The 18,441-nt window shown below is 64.3% G+C and carries 12 protein-coding genes and 1 pseudogene; 5 read left to right on the top strand and 8 right to left on the bottom strand.

What is annotated here, in order from left to right; all coding sequences use genetic code 11:
• Positions 1 to 193: 193 nt before the first annotated feature.
• Positions 194 to 1,903 (bottom strand): Fic family protein, encoded by a 1,710-nt coding sequence (locus SD72_RS05425; protein WP_198141877.1) that lies wholly within the window; start codon positions 1,901 to 1,903, stop codon positions 194 to 196.
• Positions 1,904 to 2,515: 612 nt separating this feature from the next.
• Between SD72_RS05425 and dxs the strand changes: the two genes are divergently transcribed.
• Positions 2,516 to 4,447 (top strand): 1-deoxy-D-xylulose-5-phosphate synthase, encoded by a 1,932-nt coding sequence (gene dxs / locus SD72_RS05420; RefSeq protein ID WP_042543433.1) that lies wholly within the window; start codon positions 2,516 to 2,518, stop codon positions 4,445 to 4,447.
• Positions 4,448 to 4,717: 270 nt separating this feature from the next.
• Here the strand turns inward: dxs and SD72_RS05415 are convergent, their stop codons facing one another.
• The 4 genes from SD72_RS05415 to SD72_RS05400 form a co-directional block, all read right to left on the bottom strand.
• Positions 4,718 to 6,853, bottom strand: coding sequence for a 3-hydroxyacyl-CoA dehydrogenase NAD-binding domain-containing protein (locus tag SD72_RS05415; protein ID WP_042543432.1), 2,136 nt, complete (start codon positions 6,851 to 6,853; stop codon positions 4,718 to 4,720).
• Between the two features lie 5 nt (positions 6,854 to 6,858).
• A complete protein-coding gene (locus SD72_RS05410) occupies positions 6,859 to 8,052 on the bottom strand; it encodes a thiolase family protein (protein ID WP_420038417.1) in 1,194 nt (397 codons plus the stop codon).
• A 126-nt stretch (positions 8,053 to 8,178) separates the two neighbouring features.
• On the bottom strand, positions 8,179 to 9,345 hold the full coding sequence (locus SD72_RS05405; protein WP_042543430.1) for a ribonuclease D: 1,167 nt from the start codon (positions 9,343 to 9,345) through the stop codon (positions 8,179 to 8,181).
• Positions 9,342 to 9,962, bottom strand: a complete 621-nt coding sequence (locus SD72_RS05400) for a DUF3000 domain-containing protein (RefSeq protein ID WP_084766800.1) — start codon at positions 9,960 to 9,962, stop codon at positions 9,342 to 9,344. Before SD72_RS05400 ends, SD72_RS05405 begins: the two co-directional genes overlap by 4 nt.
• An 86-nt stretch (positions 9,963 to 10,048) precedes the next feature.
• Here SD72_RS05400 and SD72_RS05395 point away from each other — a divergent pair, with 86 nt between their 5' ends.
• From SD72_RS05395 to SD72_RS05385, 3 genes are read left to right on the top strand one after another with little or no spacing between them, the layout of a single operon-like run.
• On the top strand, positions 10,049 to 11,260 hold the full coding sequence (locus SD72_RS05395) for an alpha/beta hydrolase family protein (RefSeq protein ID WP_042543428.1): 1,212 nt from the start codon (positions 10,049 to 10,051) through the stop codon (positions 11,258 to 11,260).
• Positions 11,261 to 11,270: 10 nt separating this feature from the next.
• Entirely contained in the window at positions 11,271 to 12,332 is a 1,062-nt protein-coding gene (gene zapE, locus SD72_RS05390; protein WP_042543427.1) for a cell division protein ZapE, read from the top strand.
• Positions 12,333 to 12,334: 2 nt separating this feature from the next.
• Positions 12,335 to 12,910, top strand: a complete 576-nt coding sequence (locus tag SD72_RS05385) for a type II toxin-antitoxin system PemK/MazF family toxin (protein WP_052492490.1) — start codon at positions 12,335 to 12,337, stop codon at positions 12,908 to 12,910.
• A gap of 5 nt (positions 12,911 to 12,915) precedes the next feature.
• On the opposite strand, the gene SD72_RS05380 is transcribed toward SD72_RS05385, so the two are convergent.
• On the bottom strand, positions 12,916 to 14,358 hold the full coding sequence (locus SD72_RS05380; protein WP_042543426.1) for an MDR family MFS transporter: 1,443 nt from the start codon (positions 14,356 to 14,358) through the stop codon (positions 12,916 to 12,918).
• Positions 14,359 to 14,503: 145 nt separating this feature from the next.
• Here SD72_RS05380 and SD72_RS16845 point away from each other — a divergent pair, with 145 nt between their 5' ends.
• Complete coding sequence (locus tag SD72_RS16845; protein ID WP_052492489.1) at positions 14,504 to 15,238, top strand: TetR/AcrR family transcriptional regulator; 735 nt, start codon at positions 14,504 to 14,506, stop codon at positions 15,236 to 15,238.
• 17 nt (positions 15,239 to 15,255) lie between these two features.
• Here the strand turns inward: SD72_RS16845 and mgtE are convergent, their stop codons facing one another.
• Positions 15,256 to 16,608: a magnesium transporter gene (gene mgtE / locus SD72_RS05370; protein WP_042543425.1), complete on the bottom strand. Its 1,353-nt coding sequence runs from the start codon at positions 16,606 to 16,608 to the stop codon at positions 15,256 to 15,258.
• Between the two features lie 782 nt (positions 16,609 to 17,390).
• A pseudogene (locus SD72_RS05365) lies at positions 17,391 to 18,320 on the bottom strand (threonine/serine dehydratase); the annotation flags it as partial.
• Between the last annotated feature and the right edge of the window lie 121 nt (positions 18,321 to 18,441).

The following is an 18,441-nucleotide window of genomic DNA, read 5'->3' as shown; positions in this document are numbered from 1 at the left end:
GTTTTCGTTTCCCAGTGCAGAAGTTCACTACTGGTGAGCTTACGGGTGCACACTGGAACAAGTCTCGGTGCACGCCTCTGACTAGCTGGCTCGGACAGAGTGTCCGAGTGGCCTGTCCTTAGAGGCGCCAGCTTCGCGCTTTGTGATTCAGCCCGACGATAGCGCCGACATCTTCATCTTGAGCATCATGTGTCTACTCGTCAGGTCCGTCTTCTAGGCCTGGATTATCGTCGTGGTCCATTGAGGTTTCCAGGGCTTTCAGAACCGCATCAGGTACACGAGTGCTCCTTGTCGACGCAACTGCGAATTCAGCGAGTTGTGCAAACGATCGACTTAAAGCCGCTGATTGGGCGGCATTCGCCCGAAACACCTGCTCGAAGACATCGGTCTTTAGATATGCACTAACGGCTTCTTGCATGTTCTCAGGCAAATTGAACGTCGGCAACTGGGACCGAACAAATTCCGGAATATGAATTGTCGGCAGGTAGCTGGAGGGCGGCTTGATTGTCGGCATTGCGAGAATCGCCTTTGGGAATGCTTCAGGATTGACGATGGAATCCCAAGCGTTCACCAGATTCATCTTGCGGTCACGCTGCATCTTAAACAGAAGTTCAGCTGTGCGTGAAGAAAGGGTTGGCCAAAAAATATCCGCCCGGGTTTCCCGTGCCACTCTTGCGCCAAGTTCCTCGAGCGCATCAATAATCGCCGTAGCTGCCCAAACTCGATCTCGCTTCTTGCCGTTCAGAGGGCGGATTATGCCTGCCTCCTCAAACTTCTTTAGAGCCGCGTGTACCGCTGAACTCGACGCCCTGATGGTGTCTTCCATCTCTTCAGCGGAAAAGAACGGTGTGGCCGGAAGCTGTGCGAGGATCCGCTGTGCCGCGCTGCCAGCACGTGGTCGCCTGCCGGTGTAGTCCTCGTACGCTCGGTCCCAATCTTCGGGGAGTCGAGCAAGCTCGGCCGCCGTTCTCTGTGACTCCTCCGAAGCCGTCTCCGCGGCCTTGCAGAACGCTCGCACGATTGGGCCAGCATCCCCCTCGCGGTAAGCGGCGAGCAAACTGAAGTACTCGGCCTTCTTTGCGACGAGTGCGGAGGCAAGAGGGACGACTACGGAGGACGTAACGCCGCGACGCCGAAGTACTGTGTTGATCAGCGCTCTGCCGATACGCCCGTTGCCGTCAGTGAACGGGTGAATGGATTCGAATTGTGCATGAGCGATCGCCGCCTGGGCAATTACAGGTACATCGTCGCGATTTGCAAATACGAGAAGGTCATCGATGTAGGCAGGAACTGTGTCATGTGGTGGCGGGACAAATGTAGCGCCAAGCGGGGTGTTGTCAGAGCCCTCGATCCAATTCTGCTCCGTCCGCAGCCTTCCCTTGTAGTGGAACTCCGCTGGATCATGGTCCATTAGCAACCGGTGTGCAGTGAGGATGTTGTCGATGGTGATCTCTTGGCCGTCGTCCACCGAAGTAATTAGGCTCGATAGAGCCTTCGCTGACGCGACCATAGACACGGCAGAGGCATTGGACTTTGTTCCGTGTGCCGCGAGCGCGAAATCTTTGAGACTGGCTTCTACCTCCTCGATTTTGGATGACGCGACGGATTCAGTGCGAAGCAAGAGGCCAACAAGTGGCACGAGATGCTTCCCATGTGTTGAGTTGAGTTTTGCAATCGCTGCAACGGCGCGCTCTGACTCAGCAGCAATAGTGGGTAGTAAATGCACTTTGAGATCCCCAATCATTGGAGGAAGGCTCACAGTGATCCAACTCAGACCTCGTTCCTCACGAGTCTTTGCGCGTCCCTTGGACTTCCAAGGCACGACGCGTTCTCCGTGAATAGGTACGGGGACGTCAAAGTCAGCAGATTCTTCTGAACGTACGCCGGAGTTGTCAGCCTGCATGTTTGCCTCCTAAGCCGGAATAAACGGGAATCTATTCCATGTTAACTAACTTAACCTGGATTAGTGGCGGCTTTATTCCGGTTTGAACCACACAGCCCTCAGGCTCCTTCGCGGAACCGGTCGCGTTGCCACCTGCAATGTGCGTCGTCCGGGAACTTTGCCTTGGTGCTCGGCACTGATGATGATTCCGAGCGTTGCGCACAAGAGCGGGGGAGTCGTCCCCGCAAGTAGATGTGCTCCAAGGGCTCTTAGTGAGCGTTCCGAACAGAGAACCCGCATGTACCTGAGCCGTCATTCCCGGTCCTTCACTGAAACGTCACATAAACTGACTCTGCCAAAGGTGTAACAATTCGGTCTGTCAGCGCTGAATCGAATTCGGTTGCTCCAACACGTTGCTCTTTGTCGAAGTTGGTGTCTTGGCGAGGTGTTCATCGTGGCGCGGTGTGGACGCGTATCGGTCGTGCGAAGTTTCCGTGAGAACTGCTGTAGGTCTTCCAACGGCGATTCACCGCGGAGGACTCTTGCCCACGCGCGAGTTCCGATAGAGACCTCCTCAGTCCGCGAACACTCGGGAAGCTGAGGGACGTTCGCTTTCTTCAGTAGACTGGGGTAGTGCTTGAGCGAATCAATGGGCCGCGCGATCTCGACGCGCTGAGCCCCGAAGAGTGTGTGGAGCTTGCGGCTGATGTCCGTGAGTTTCTCATCTCAGAGGTGTCTAAAACCGGTGGGCATCTTGGCCCTAACCTCGGGGTCGTCGAGCTGACGATTGCGCTGCATCGCGTCTTCGAGTCGCCGAAGGATCCAATTGTCTGGGACACCGGGCACCAGAGCTACGTCCATAAGTTGCTCACCGGCAGAAAAGACTTCAGCGACCTGCGCAAGCGCGGCGGCCTGGCCGGCTATCCGCAGCGCTCCGAGAGTGAGCACGACGTTGTCGAGAGCTCGCACGCTTCGAGCTCACTCAGCTGGGCGGACGGCATCTCGCGCGCGTTCAACAGCACGGGAAAGCAGGACAGGCACGTCGTCGCCGTCGTCGGCGACGGCGCGCTCACCGGCGGCATGACCTGGGAAGCGCTCAACAACATCACCGATGACAACGACCGCAACCTCATCATCGTCGTCAACGACAACGGCCGCTCGTACGCGCCGACGATCGGCGGCATGGCGCGCTTCCTCAACGGTGTCCGGGTCACCGGCGGCTACCGCGACCTGCAGGAGGGCAGCGAGCGGCTGTTCAACAACTTCGGCACAGCCGGCCGCACGGTCTACCGCGCGGCGCGTGGCGCGCTCCGCGGCTTTGTCAGCCGCGCGTCTGGGAACCAGGATCTCTACGCGAACCTCGACATCAAGTACGTCGGCCCAGTCGATGGACACGACCTTGCAGCGGTCGAGACCGCGCTCAAGCAGGCGAAGGGCTACGGCCGGCCGGCGCTCGTTCACGTGATCACCGAGAAGGGACGCGGGTACGCCCCCGCGGTGAACGACGAGGCCGACCAGTTCCACGCCATCGGGCAGATTGACCCGGGCAGTGGGGCGCCACTGAGTAGCTCCTCCGAGCGCAGCTGGACGTCGGTGTTCCGCGAGGAAATCCTCTCACTCGCCCACGAGAACAAGAAGATCGTCGGGATCACCGGCGCAATGCTGCGCCCAACGGGGCTCGACGCGTTCGCGCAGGCCTACCCGCAGCGCGTCTACGACGTCGGGATCGCCGAGCAGCACGCGGTGACAACCGCCGCAGGGCTCGCCTACGGCGGCCTACACCCGGTCGTGGCGATCTACGCGACGTTCATGAATCGCGCGTTCGACCAACTCCTTATGGACGTCGCACTGCACCGTGCCGGAGTCACGATGGTGCTCGACCGCGCGGGCATCACTGGCCCAGACGGTGCGAGTCACAACGGCGTCTGGGACCTTGCGATGCTGCAGATTGTTCCCGGCATTCGCATCGCCGCACCCCGTGACGAGGCGACGCTCAGGGAGACGCTCGGCGAAGCCGTGCTCGTGGACGACGCCCCGACCGCGATCCGCTACCCGAAGGGCTCCGTGGGGGAGCCGCTACCGCAGCTCTGGCGCACAGCCGACGGTGTCGACGTGCTGTACGCGGCGACGCAGTCCGCAGAGCCAGCTGGCGGGCCGCTCGCTGTCTCCGCAGACGTGCTCTTCGTCGCGGTGGGACCGATGACGCGAACCGCGCTCGATGCCGCTGCGATCCTCGCTGAGCAGGGCATCACGTCGACGGTCATCGACCCCCGCTGGGTGATCCCCGTCGCCTCCTCCGTCGTGACCCTTGCAAGCACGCACCGCCTTGTCGTGAGCATCGAAGACGGGCTGCGCGTCGGCGGCGTCGGCACGACGATTCGCCAGGAGATGCGCGATGCTGGCGTAGACACGGGCGTGAGTGAGCTCGGAACCCCGTACGAGTTTCTCGAGCACGCGACGCGTGACCAGCTCCTCGAAGATGCTGGGCTCACGGCCCCGCAGATCGCCACGGAGGTTGCTGAGCAGGTGCGCGGCACCCGGGTGCCGACCGCGCGCCCGGAGTAGCGCCGGAGTAGCACCGGCTGGGCGCCAGCGCCCGGCAGTACGCGTTTCCTGACAGTACGTGTTTCCTGGCAACACGGTGAGGCGCGGAGGTGGCCGCATGAATCTGGCACATCGAGGAGCATCTCCTGGCGGGGGAGTATCGCAGTCTGCGCGAGTGCTCAGGTCTGCGCCGCCGCTCGAGGAACGACGTTTGTACGCTGCTACTGACAGCACAGCGCCCCGCAGCTCTCAGGAGAGAGAAGCTGCGGGGCGCTGTGCTGGCGAAGCTGACTAGCTCTGCGCTGCGATCCGAGGATCGTGGAACGTGCCGCCGAATGCGCGCTCTGAAGCGCCAACGCGATCCAGGTACGGCGTCGCGCCACCGGCCTGGAACGGCCAGCCTGCACCGAGGATGAGACCGAGGTCGATGTCTTCGGCGGCGTGGACAACGCCCTCGTCGAGCATGATCTTGATCTCGTTCGCGAGTTCGTCCTCTACGCGGCGGAGGATCTCCTCTGGCTCGACCGGGGTCTTGCCGAAGGTGAGGGCCTTCTTCGCGGACTTCGAAAGGTCCTCGACCTTGCCGATCTTGTTCTTGACGAGCGGGTCCTCAAGCTCCGACATCGCGTGCATGTTCGGCGAGGAGTAGAAGCGGTCAGGGAACGCGTTCACCATGGTGTCCTGCACGTGGGCCGCGACCTTCCAGCCGACGAGGTCGATGAGCTCGAACGGCCCCATCGGAATACCGATCGGTGCGAGTGACTTCTCGACGACCGGCAGCGGAGTGCCCTCGTCGAGCGCCCTCGCAGCCTCACCCATAACCTTGGCGAGCAAACGGTTCACCACGAAGCCCGGGCGGTCAGCGGTGATGATCGCACTCTTGCCGAGCTTCTTCGCGAGTGTCATCGCGGTGGCGAGCGCCTCGTCGCCCGTTGCGGGGCTCTTCACAACCTCGAGCAGTGGCATCACAGCGACCGGGTTGAAGAAGTGGAACCCAACGAGCCGCTCGGGGTGCGCGAGGTTCGCGCCGATCTGCTCGACGGAGAGCGACGAGGTGTTCGTTGCAAGGATGGCATCCGGGGCGATGATCGGCTCGATCTCAGCGAAGACCTGCTGCTTCACCGAAAGCTCCTCGAAGACGGCCTCGATGACCCAGTCGCACTGCGCGAAGAGCGACTTGTCTGTCGTCCCGGTGACGAGCGCCTTCACCTGGTTGGCGTCGTCGCTCGAGAGTCGGCCCTTCTCGTGCATCTTGTCGATCTCGCCATGAATGTAGGCGACGCCCTTGTCGACGCGCCCCTGGTCGAGATCGGTGATGATCACGGGAACGCGCAGCTTCCTCGCGAACAGCAGAGCAAACTGGCTCGCCATGAGCCCCGCACCGATGATGCCTACCTGCTGCACCTTCTTCGCGAGCTCCTTGTCAGGAGCCCCCGCCGGCCGCTTGGCGCGCTTCTGCACGAGATCGAACGCGTACAGTGAGGCGACAAACTGGTCGCCGGAGATGAGCTCGGCAAGCGCCTCATCTTCGCGGGCGAAGCCTGCCTCAACGTCGTTGTCCTTGGCCGCAGCGAGAAGCTCGAGAGCGGCATAGGGCGACTTTGCTGCGGTACCAAGACGGGACTTCACGGTGTCGCGGGCGACCTTGATGGCAATCGGCCACTTGGTCATGCGCTCGATCTTGCCCGGCTCGTTCGGGCGCTCGACCTTGGTCTTGCCGGTGATCACGCTGTCAGCCCACACGATCGACTGTTCAAGGAAGCTCGCAGCACCAAACATCGTGTCGAAGATTCCGAGCTCGAGCGCCTGCTTCGGCTTGAGCATGCGGTTGTTCTGCAGCGGGTTCGAAACGATGACCTTCAGGGCGTTCTCGATGCCGATGAGATTGGGCAGCAGCGTTGCGCCGCCCCAGCCGGGAATGATGCCGAGGAAGACCTCGGGGAACGCGATCGCTGCCGCGGAGGAGTCGACGGTGCGGTAGTCGCAGTTGAGCGCGATCTCGAGTGCGCCGCCAAGGGCAAGCCCGTTGACGAATGCGAACGATGGCACGCCAACGGAGTGGAACTTGCGCAGTACGTGGTGCCCGTACTGTCCCATCAGCCGCGCGTTCTCCTTGGTCGCGAGCGCCGAAACCTTTGACAGGTCGGCGCCGGCGGCGAAGATGAACTGCTTGCCCGTCACAGCGACGGCCTGGATCTCGCCAGCGGCAGCGCGCGCGCTGAGCTCGTCGAGCACCTTTTCGAGGCCCTGCAGCGTGCGTGGCCCGAGGGTATTCGGGCGCGTGTAGTCGCGGCCGTTGTCGAGCGTGATGAGCGCGAGCGTTCCACCGGAGGGGAGGCGCACATCGTGCACAAACGACTCGGTGATGACCTCGTCGGCTGCTGCCTCGATGATCGGGGAAAAATCAATCTTGGTGTAATCGGTCATAGCGGTTACTTGCCCTTCTTGCCGTCGAAGTGGGGGTTCTCCCAGATCTGGGTGCCGCCCTGGCCGAGCCCGACACACATCGCGGTGACCCCGTAACGCACGTCCGGGCGCTGCTCGAACTGGCGGGCGAGCTGGATCATGAGGCGCACGCCAGTTGCGGCGAGCGGGTGGCCAAGCGCGATTGCGCCGCCCCACACGTTCACGCGTGGATCGTCGTCTGCGATCTTGAAATGATCGAGCAGCGAGAGCACCTGAACCGAGAACGCTTCGTTGAGCTCGAACAGTCCGATGTCGTTGATCGACAGGCCGGCCTTCTTGAGCGCCTTCTCAGTCGCTGGAACTGGCCCAAGGCCCATGACCTCTGGCTCAACTCCGGCAAAGGCGAACGAGACGAGGCGCATCTTCGCCTGCAACCCGAGCTCCTTGGCCGTGTCGCTTCCTGCGAGGAGTGACATCGTTGCGCCGTCAGTGAGCGGTGACGATGTACCAGCGGTGACCCGGCCGTGGGGGCGGAACGGCGTCTTCAGCGCAGCAAGCGCCTCCATCGTCGTGCCTGGCCGTCGGCCTTCGTCTTCCGTGGCGAGTCCCCAGCCCTCAGCCGACTTGTACGCGACGGGAACGAGATCGGGCTGGATGTCTCCGCGATCGTACGCTGCCTGCACCTTGTGCTGGCTGAGCATGCCGAAACGGTCAGACCGTTCCTTCGTGAGCTCAGGGAAACGGTCGTGCAGGCGCTCGGCAGTGTTGCCCATGTTCAGGGCCTGCGGGTCGACCAGTTTTTCGGCGACAAACCGCGGGTTCGGGTCTGCGCCTTCTCCGATCGGGTGCCTGCCCATGTGCTCGACGCCACCGGCGACAGCGAGGTCGTACTGACCCGCACCGATAGCAGCACCCATGAACGACACGGTCGTCATCGCGCCGGCGCACATGCGGTCAAGCGCGAACCCCGGAACGGTCGTTGGCAGGCCGGCCAGGATTGCGACGGTGCGACCGATCGTCATGCCCTGGTCGCCGATCTGTGTTGTCGCTGCGATACCGACGTCGTCAATGCGATCGAGTGGTACCTCAGGGTTTCGTTCAATCAGTCCCTGGAGTGCTTTCACTGCCAGGTCGTCAGCGCGGGTGGCGGCGTACATGCCCTTTTCCCCTGCGCGACCGAACGGGGTGCGAACCCCGTCTACGAACACGACTTCTCTCATTGTGGCCACTTCGCCTCCATCATGTGGTGTGTTGGATGATCTCATCCTACGAACTCCACGTTGGCGGCGCAGTACCGGTGCGCGGATCGCTTGAATCCGGCGGGAAACGCGAGGGGAAAGTTATCGCTACTCTACAAAAACGACGGAGAGTATTGGTGCGACTAGTGCAAGCTGCCAGGGTCGCGCGCCGAGCTCAGCGAGCCGATTCGCGATCCCCTCCGGCGAGGGGTCGGAGGGCGGCGCCCAGGCGAGCTCCCGCACCAGCGCAGGCGAGATGAGGTTTTCCGGGGGCATGTGCTGACGCTCTGCCTCCGCGGTGACCACCGCGCGAAGCTCGGTGAGCCGCTCGGCAGCCTCTGGATGGCGCTGCGCCCAACCGCGGTGGCTGGGAATCGTCCCAGGCTCGCGTTGTTTCGGCCCGGGGAGATCCTCGGTCGTCTTGCCGCGGAGGATCGCGCGCCACCACCGCTCAAGCTCGGACCGGCTAGCGCGACCCTTGAACGTTTTGAGGGAGGCGAGCTCACCGGCGGACCTCGGGTTCGCCGTAACGGCAGCGACGATCGAAGCGTCGGGGATGAGTCTGCCTGGAGCGACGTCGCGCTGCTGCGCGAGCTCGTCGCGTGCGGTCCACAGCTCTCTCGTCATCGCGAGCTGTCGCGGCGACTTCATGCGGTTGCCGCCGGTGAGCTTCCGCCAGGGCTCAGCGGCCTTCGGCTTTGGCAGGCGTACGCGTACCGCCTCAAACTCCTGCGCAGCGAACTCGCTTTTGCCCGCGTCACGCAGTCGCTCAGCGACCGCGTCGCGCAGGTCTGGAAGCAGTGCTACGTCGAGCGCAGCGTATTCGAGCCATGGCTCCGGAAGGGGCCTCGTCGACCAGTCTGAGGCGGAGTGTGCTTTTGCAAGCTCGATGCCGAGCAGCTCAGCTGTGACGGAACCGAGGCCTACCCGGTCGAGGCCGAGCAGCCTCGAGCCGAGCTCCGTGTCGAACAGGCGCTCAGGTGCGAGGCCGATCTCGGCGAGGCTCGGCAGGTCTTGATCCGCTGAGTGGAGCACCCACTCTTCGCCAGTGAGTGCGGCGGCGAGCGGGGTGAAGTCGGTGATGCCGACAGGATCGAACAGGAACGTGCCAGACCCGCGCCTGAAGACCTGCACGAGGTAGGCCCGGTTTGAGTAGGTGAACCCTGAAGCGCGCTCAGTATCCACACCGAAGGGGCCCTCGCCGGAGGCGATCAGGTCGCTCGCACGGCGCAGCCCTGCATCATCGGTGACGAGCGTCCACTGTTCGGCGCTCATTTACTGTCCGCCGAGCGCTGAGCCCGCACGCGGTGTTGAGTGAGGGAGGCAACGCCTTCCTCGTGGGGCAAGCCCGCAAGCAGGCACAGGAGCTCTGCCCACGCCTCGAAGTGCGCTACGACGTCGGTGCCGAGCGGAGTCCACGAAGCGCGCAGCTCGATCTGGGCGCCGTCGCCGCGAGCCTCCAGTGCCCCGAAGCTGCTCGACAGGACCTTCGTGGCGGTGCCGGAAATATAGCTGTACTGCGCGCCGCGCGAATCTAGGGCGTCTATGAGCCACGACCACGAGACGTCAGAGATAAACGGGTCCACGCCGATCTCGAGCTCGAGTGGTGCCTGCGCGTAGCAGATGATGCGGAAATCCCCGCCCCACTCTTCAGCAGATGCCGGATCGTGCATGAGGACGAACCGGCCAGCTCCTGCTGCGGAGTCGAGGACCGACTCAGGATCGGACCCACTGCCGTCACGGACACCTGCCGCGAACGCGATGGAGAGTGGGGCGATGCGCTCTGGAGGCGCAATTTCGCGCACAGCAAGATCGTTTCGCAGCGTGACGTCGCGGAGCATCTCAGCTGCGCTAGCAAAGTCGGCGGGGAGCGCCGTAGGCGGTGTGGACACATCCGAAGACTAGAGTTCTCGGTGTGCCCTGGCGTGCTGCCACGCCGGGCCTGGCCAAATACACGCACACCCCGAATGGAGTCGGCATGAAGACGAGACAGGCTCTCGCTGTAGCGGGTGCGACGGCAGCGGGATTGGCGGCCGCGGCCGCGAGCGCCTCGGTCGGGCTCGCAGCGTATCTTGCGCGTGTCTCGGTCACCGTCGACCGGTCTGTTGAGCGGCCTGTGCGGGTGCTCCGCGTCACTGGCGGCGACGCAGGGGCGGTGTGGATCGCGGGTGAGGGCGCTGGCGCACGTGGCCAGCAGTCTCTGCTGTTTGATCCGCCAGGTGCTGTCGCTGGCGGGGGAGTCGGGGCGGCCCCTACCGGGCACGCTCGTCTCGGGCCGGTGCTCGCGCGCAGGGGGCGAGAGGTGCTCCGGGCGGTTGTGCAGGTCGACAGTGGCGAGCTCGTTGCCGGCGCGCTCGGCCGAATGGTTGGCTGGTGGTACACGTCGCCAGAGGAACTCGGATACCGCGTCGAGGAGATCACCTACGAGTCTGAGCTCGGTCCGATGTCGGCATGGGTTGTGCACCCGAAACGTCAGCGCAAGCAGCGGTGGGCGATCCACATGCACGGGCGCGGGGCCGACCCTGCTGAGACGTTCCGCGGCGTTGAGCCGTTCGCGCGTGCCGGGGTGACGAGCATGATCATCGGATACCGCAATGATCGGGGTGAGCCGGAAGGACGCAACGGGCGTTACGGCATGGGCATTTCCGAGAGCCGCGATCTCGATGCGGCGATCAGTGAGGCCCGGGCGCGGGGCGCGGCGCGCGTCACCCTCATGGGGTGGTCAATGGGTGGCACTGCGGCGCTCGTGAGCCTCGCTCGCGGCGCTCACCGGGATGTCATCGACGGCGTCGTGCTCGAGTCTCCCGGCGCCGACTGGGAGGGAATCTTGCGAGACAAGGCGACCGAGCACCGACTGCCGCGGTGGATCGCGGACTGGGGCATGGGGATGCTCCGCCGCGGGATCGTCGCGTCAGGGGAGCACGATGGGATCGACTTTGGGGCGCTGCGGCCAGCGGAACTCGCGCGTGGGATCGACGTACCCGTGCTCCTCTTGGCGAGCCCGAACGACCGCTTCGTGCCGTGGCATGGCTCGCAGGTGATCGCGGCAGAACGGCCAGACTATGTGCAGTTCGTGAGCATCCCGGGGGCTGGTCACGTTCGCCTCTGGAACGCCGACCCGGAGCGCTGGGAACAGGTTGTGCTCAGCTTCGTCGCGCAGCTCCCGCGGCCGGGCTGGCGCGGGCAGTAGACTGGTGCGGATGTCTGCTACCCAAACGCACAGTTTCGCCAGCCTGGTCGACCGCAATCCGCGCATTTCAGGGACCGAACTCGTCGCGACGCTCGTGCCCCCGCCCCAGTTCGCGAACGCGAGCTTCGACTCGTACGTTCCTGATGAGAATTACGAGTCACAGGCGAAAGCCCGTGACCTGCTTCGCGCGTTCGTGTCGCCGCGTGGAAGCTCAGCTGGGAAGGGTGGCTTCTTCGGCTTTGGCCGGAAGAAGACGGAAGCCTCGCCTGCGGAGACGTCTAAGCCGGGTGTCTACCTCGACGGCGGCTTTGGCGTAGGCAAGACCCACCTGCTCGCCGCAGCCTGGCACGCGCAGGCAGGCAGAAAATACTTCGGCACCTTCATCGAGTACACGGCTTTGGTCGGCGCACTTGGCTACGCGGGAGCGGTTGGCGTGCTTGAGGGGGCAAAGCTCATCTGCATCGACGAGTTCGAACTCGACGATCCGGGCGACACGATGCTCATGACGCGCCTGATTGGTGACCTCACGAAGACCGGTTCGAAGTTCGTTGCGACCTCGAATACGCCGCCGAACGCACTTGGCGAGGGCCGCTTTGCCGCGGCGGACTTCATGCGCGAGATCCAGGCCATGGCGGACCGCTTCACCACGATTCGCATCGACGGCGTCGACTACCGCCAGCGCGACCTTGAGGGTGAGGCCGTCGCGCTGAGCGACGAGGCGTATCAGTTTGCGCTCGCTGACCTCGCAGCCTCCGGGGTGCGCATGACCGACGATAGCTTCGATGGGCTCATTGCACACCTCGCGACCGTGCACCCGTCAAGCTACATCGGTCTGCTCGACGGGGTGCAGACAATCGGACTGCGGGGCGTGCACGAGCTCACCGATCAGTCAGCTGCGCTGCGGTTCGTTGCGTTCATCGATCGCGTGTACGACGCACAGATCCCGATCCGCTCGACCGGCTTGCCGCTCACGGAGATCTTTGGTGGGGGGATGATCGACGGCGGCTACCGGAAGAAATACCAGCGCTGCCAGTCCCGTCTGAACGCCTTGACCTCCCACGAAATCGGCTAACCGTGGCAAACAACTCGAGCATCTGGTACCAGATAGGGGTTGCGCTCAGGGGGCTCCTCGGGCTCGACAAGCGCACCGAGGCGCAGCCAGGGAAGGGTGCGAACACCCCGACTCTCAAGCCGAAGCCGAAGCCGAAGCCGGGAACGCAAGGCGGCTACGAGTCGAGCCCAGGGCAATTTGGCGCCGGCCAGACGCGCGACGTCGCTCCGGGAGAGCTGCAAGGTGCAACGCTTGAGTACGCGCCACGCAAAGACGGTGATCCGGATCCTGGCGAGATCGTCTGGACGTGGGTGCCCTACGTCGAGAACGACGGCAGGGGCAAAGATCGGCCAGTACTCATCATTGGTCGTATTGACGCGACGACGGTCTTCGGCTGCTACGTGAGCACGAAGTACCACCGCGATTTCATTTCGATTGGAAGCGGCGCCTGGGACTCGCAGGGCCGTGAAAGTTTCGTCTCCCCGGAACGGATTCTTCAGGTCACGCACGAGGGTATGCGGCGTGAGGGGGCGACGGTGGATCGCGAGCGCTTCACGGAAGCCGTGCGCGGCGTCCTCGCGTTCCACCGTCTGAAGTAACCCGCTCACGAGCTTGTTGCGGCCGAAGCCTCCCGCGCATGGCGTGTTACGAACGGTGCGCAGACGACGGCGATCACGATGATCGAGCCGCCGACGGCGAAGGCGAGTTTTGCCCCGGCGATCTGTGCGGCGGGGTCTGCGAGACCTGACATGCTCGCGCCGATCGCAAGCGCTCCAATCAGCGCAGCCGTTCCCGCCGCGCCTGCAAGCTGCTGCAGCGTGTTCAGGATCGCGCTGCCGTGGCCGTAGAGCGGCAGCGGCAACGAGCTCATCGCGTGCGTCATCATCGGGGTTTGCACGAGCGCCATGCCGACCGAGAACGTCACGTGCATCGCGATGAGTTGCCCCGATGTGGTGTCAGCGCTGATCGTGCTCAACCACCACTGGGCGCCGCACAGCACGAGCACCCCTGGGATGACGAGAGGCTTCGGCCCGAACACGTCGTAAAGCCTGCCGACGATTGGCGCGAGCACGCCCTGAGCGATCCCGCCTGGCAGCATGATCAGGCCTGTTGCGAGCACCGTGAGGCCGAGACCCGACTGCGCGTAGATGGGGAGCACGACTACTGTCCCGAGCATCACGCCGAACGCGACGGTGAGCACGGTGACCGACAACCGGAAGTTCCGTTGCCCGAAGGGGCGTAGATCGAGCAACGCCGCGTCGCCGTTGGCCTGCAGTGACTTCTGCCTGCGCGTGAAGATGACGAGCGCAGCCACACCGACGGCGAACGCGATCGGGGGTACGAGTGAGCCGCGCGTGAGCTCGGCGGCTGAGGAGACAGCGGTGATCACGCCGCCGAAGCCGAGGACGGAGAGCGCGACCGAGGGCAGGTCGAGCGGGACTCGCTTGCCGCCGCCGAGTCGCGGCATCAGGAATAGGCCGATCGTGAGGGCGATCATCGCAACGGGGACCATGAGGCCGAATACCCAGCGCCAGCTGAGCGCTTCGATGACGACACCGGACAGTGTCGGTCCGATTGCTGGACCAACTGAGATCACGATCGAGTTCAGTCCCATCACCGTTCCCCTGTGCTGCGGGGGTACGAGCGTGAGCGTCGTGGTCATGAGCAACGGCATGACAATTGCGGTGCCGCACGCCTGGATCACGCGGGCAAGCAGCATGATGCCAAAGCTCGGCGCGACCGCGGCGAGCGCTGTGCCGAGCAGGAAGAGGATCAGTGCCGCGATGAATAGCGTCCTGATCGAAAAGCGGCTGAGCAGGTATCCGGTCGTCGGGATGACGACGGCCATCGTGAGGAGGAAGCCCGTCGTGAGCCATTGGATCGTGGTCGCTCCAACGCCGAACTCCGCCATGAGAGGCGGGAGTGCGACGCTGAGGACGGTTTCGTTGAGGATCATCACGAATGCGGAGATCGCGAGGATCGCAATAACGGCGGTGATGGTTCGTGGTGTTGGAGTGGGGCTGGTGTCAGCCTGCTGGGGAGTCACTGGAGGTGTTCGCTTTCCGGCCGGCAACGATTGGCCGACAGTAAATTGTGGCACACTGTGTCGGAATTTTGTGCGAATGGCGCAAACGCGGTAGATTTTGGCGAGTCCGCGGCCGCGGGCGAGTCCGACTTTCAAGGAGCGCGCAGTGCAGACCGATTCTGGTGAGGGAGCTTGTGAGCCGGAAGGTGCGCGCGCCACGAGCGACGGGAACCTCTTCTTCGGTGAGTCGGGCCCCAGCACTGACGAGGGCATTCGGCAGCGCCGCAACAGGGAGACCAGGCAACGGATCCACTCGTGCGCGGTTGAGCTGGCTGAGCGCAGCGGGATCGCTGCGGTGACCGTTGCGGAGATCGCCGAGGCTGCGGGGATCTCCCGCCGTTCGTTCTTTCGTTACTTCAAGTGCAAGGAGGCTGCGGTGCTCGCGGGACACAGCCGCTACCTTGACGCGGCTGCGACGCTGCCGCTCGAAGTTCGGAGCCTCGGCGATGCGCTCGAAGCGATCGAGCGCATCGGGGACGTGGTGCTCGTCCAGGAAGGCCCGCCCGATCCGCACGAGCACCGCAGAATTAACTGGCTCATCAACCACGATCCGGCAATCCGTTCATACGCGGTGGCGCAAGACAGGGTCGTCGCCGACCTGTTCCGCGACCGGTTGAGCGCCGCGCTCCCTGACGAGTCGGTCGCGGCTGTCGAACTCGCCGCTGACCTTGGCGTCACGGTGTGGCGGCACGGCTGGATCCGCTGGAGCACGCAGGCCGAGGCGGCGTTCGCTGCTTCCGGCTCAGGGCAGCTGGCTGGTGCTGCCGGCGAGACGCCAGCGGAGAGTCATCGAGCGGTCCGCGTGCTTTTCACGGAGCTTGCGCGTTCCGTGCCGCGGTGACCCAGATGGGCGCCCGGTCAGAGGCCAAGGATTGCGCGCGCGATGAGGAAGTAGATGATGAGTCCACTCGCGTCGACGAACGTGGAGATGAACGGGTTTGAGAACACGGCTGGGTCGACCTTCACCCAGCGCGCGATGAGCGGCATGATGCCTCCGATCGTCGCTGCGACCGTGCAGATCGCGACGAGTGTGAGGCCGATGACCGCGCCGATCTGCCAGCTGTAGACAAAGCCAGCGAGCACCAAGCCGAGCGTGCCAAGTAGCAGGCCGAGCATGAGGCCGACCCTGGCTTCGCGGCCGAGCACTCTGGCAAGGTCGCGGGCGCGGACATCGCCAAGCGCAAGTGCGCGCGTGACTGTTGTCGCAGCCTGGTTGCCGGTGTTGCCACCTGTTCCGATGAGGAGCGGGACAAACAGTGCGAGCACTGTCACCTCGGCGAGGGTCCCCTCGAACACGTCGAGGACCTGCACCGTGAGCGTCGCGCCGACGGCGAGCACGAGCAGCCAGACGACACGGCTGCGGACGAGCTGCATGATCGGCGTCGCGAAGTATGGGCGCCTGAGGGGCTCGACGCCGCCCTGCCTGGCGGAGTCCTCGCTCTCCTCGTTCTCGATGATCCGCATCGCGTCATCAAATGTGAGGAGACCGACGAGTCGGCGTTCGCTGTCAACGACGGGAATGGCGACGAATCCTGCCTCAGTGAGCTTTCGTGCGGCGTGTTCCGCATCGTCGCTGGCGCGAACGCTCTGGGCTTCGCTCATGATGTTGGCGATGACATCGTCTGGGTTTGCTGCGATGAGATCGCGCAAGCTCACGACGCCCGCCACGTGCCGCGCGTCGTCGAGCACTGGAAGCAGGTAGATCGTCTCAGCGTCATCGATGCGATCGCGCAGGCGCACCATGGTGTCTGCGACGGTGTAGTCCATACGTGTCGTCACGTACTCGGGCGTCATGCGCCTGCCTACGGAGTCCTGGGGGTAGCCGAGGACGACTGCGGTGAGTCGCTTCTCCCTGTCGGAGAGGCCGAGGAGGAGCTTCGGGGCGAGTGTCGCAGGGAGTTCGTCGAGCAGCCAGACTCGATCGTCTGGGTCGAGGCCCTCGAAGAGCTCCGCTACCTCTGTGTCTCGCAGGCCGTGGACGAGGTCGCTCTGCACGGAGGGGTCGAGCGCCTCGAATACCTCGAGTGCTTCGTCTTTGTGGAGCAGACGAAACACGATTGCTCGCTGGTTCTCAGTGAGCCGCTCGAGCGTGAGGACAATGTCTTCCGGCGCGACATCCTGCACCGTGTGGCCGAGTTCCTTGAGGTCCTCGTCGGCGAGCAGCTTCAGTATGCGGCTCTCAAGTTCGCGCTGGTCGACTGTCTCTTTCACTGCACTGTCCCTTCTGGCGCGAGTCGCCCGACGGGGCGAATCCGCGAAGTTGCGCCGCGTGCGGCACGGAGGTGATGCGTGTGTGCACCAGGCCACTGCGATGCCGCTCACGCGGGCGAGCCCGACGCGATTTGGCTGCGGCGGCGCGGCTGAACACGCTAACGCTATCAGAGCGGCTGGCGACGACTTCAGGGTCCCGGTGGGTTGGACTGCGGTGTGGCAGCGGTTTCACCCAGGGAAGCTTGGCGAAAATCTTGTTGTTGTCTGTGCAAGACCAGTGCATAATGCAATCAGTGCGCCGAAACGATCGGCGCCCTTTCCGAAAGGGTGCACTCATGGCCAACGAAGATTTGGGGAAGCAGGCGGCGGAGGCTGCTGACAAGGCGAAGGACTTCGTCACGGATACCGCTGGTAAGGCGAAAGAGTTCGTGACGGACAACGCCGACAAGATCAAGGGCGCGCTCAAGAGCGACAAGGCTGAGGAAGTCAGCGACAAGGTGCTCGGATCGCTCGCTGACGTCGCGAACAAGATCACCGGCGGCTCCCACTCGGCAAAGGTCGAGGAGATCAAGCAGAAGCTCGACGACTCCTTCGGTAACGAGAAGTAACACCGTCTCGAACAGCAGCGACGCCGAGCGGCCGATGCTCGCGCGGCGTCGCTGCCAGTAACGGCACGCGGCGGCCCCGCGCTCATCTCCCGCGGGAGCGTGCGCGGCGCCGCGTGTGCCGGGCTTGCCGCTGATCAGGCCGACTAGCCGAGCAGCGTCGCGACGGGGGGCGTCGAGCGTCGCTGCGTCGGTGTTCGCACCGCAGTTGATCACCGCGACGCGCTCGCCAGGTTCCGGACGGTAGGCACCCGAGGTGAGGGCCGCGTAGGCCGCAGCCGCTCCCGTCTCCGCGGGAATCCTGTACTCCTGCCACAGCGTGTGCCTGGCCGCGAGGATTGCGGTGTCATCCACGAGCACGCTCACCGGTGCCTCCGCAGCGGCGGCAGCCCAGCCGTGTTCGCCGATCCGCCTCGCACCGAGCGAGTCTGCGGCGACGCCGGAGACCGCGATATCGACGGGGCCGCCAGCGCTCATCGCGGACCTGAGCGTCGGGATGCTCTCCGGTTCGACGGCGACGACCCTGACGCCGTGTGCGCGGGCAACAGCCGCGACGCCGGCATACAGGCCGCCTCCGCCAACCGCGACGACGATCGTGTCGACGTCGGGCAGATCCGCGACGATCTCGAGCCCGATGACGCCCGCACCCGCGACGATGTCCCGCTGGTCATAGGCATGGCAGAACAGCGCCCCGGTTGCCGTGACGTGCCGCTGGGCGGCCTCGAAGGCCTCCGCATACTCGCTCCCGTGCTGCACGACTGTCGCGCCGTACTGCGTGAGGCGATCCACCTTGACGCGGGGCGCGCCCTCGGGGAGGAACACTGTCGCGGGCACACCGAGCTGCGCTGCGACGAACGCGTTTGCGAGCCCAGCGTTGCCTCCGGAGGCGGCGACAATGCCGACGGCGGGGTCGAGCTCGCCGCGCTCGCGTGCCGCAAGCTGCCTGTTGAACGCGCCGCGGGTCTTGAACACGCCGCAGCGCTGCATGTACTCGGCCTTGAGCCAGACATCCGCCCCTCCAATCGGTTCCACCCGGATGAGTGGGGTCGTGCGCACGTGGGGCGCTGTGCGGTGCTGAGCCGCTTCGACGTCGGCAATGGTGAGCATGATGGACTCCTTGTGCATGACTCGCCGCCGTCGGTGCGGCGGTGCCTGCCAATTCTATAAAGCGGGGCCGCGGATCGTCGGGGGTGCGGGGTGTCGCCGGCGGAGCTGCCAGCCGGACCGG

Source organism: Leucobacter komagatae (genome assembly GCF_000834055.1).
Taxonomy (GTDB): Bacteria; Actinomycetota; Actinomycetes; order Actinomycetales; family Microbacteriaceae; genus Leucobacter; species Leucobacter komagatae_A.
The sequence above is the reverse complement of the archived record's forward strand: the minus strand, read 5'-3'. Positions and strand labels throughout refer to the sequence as shown.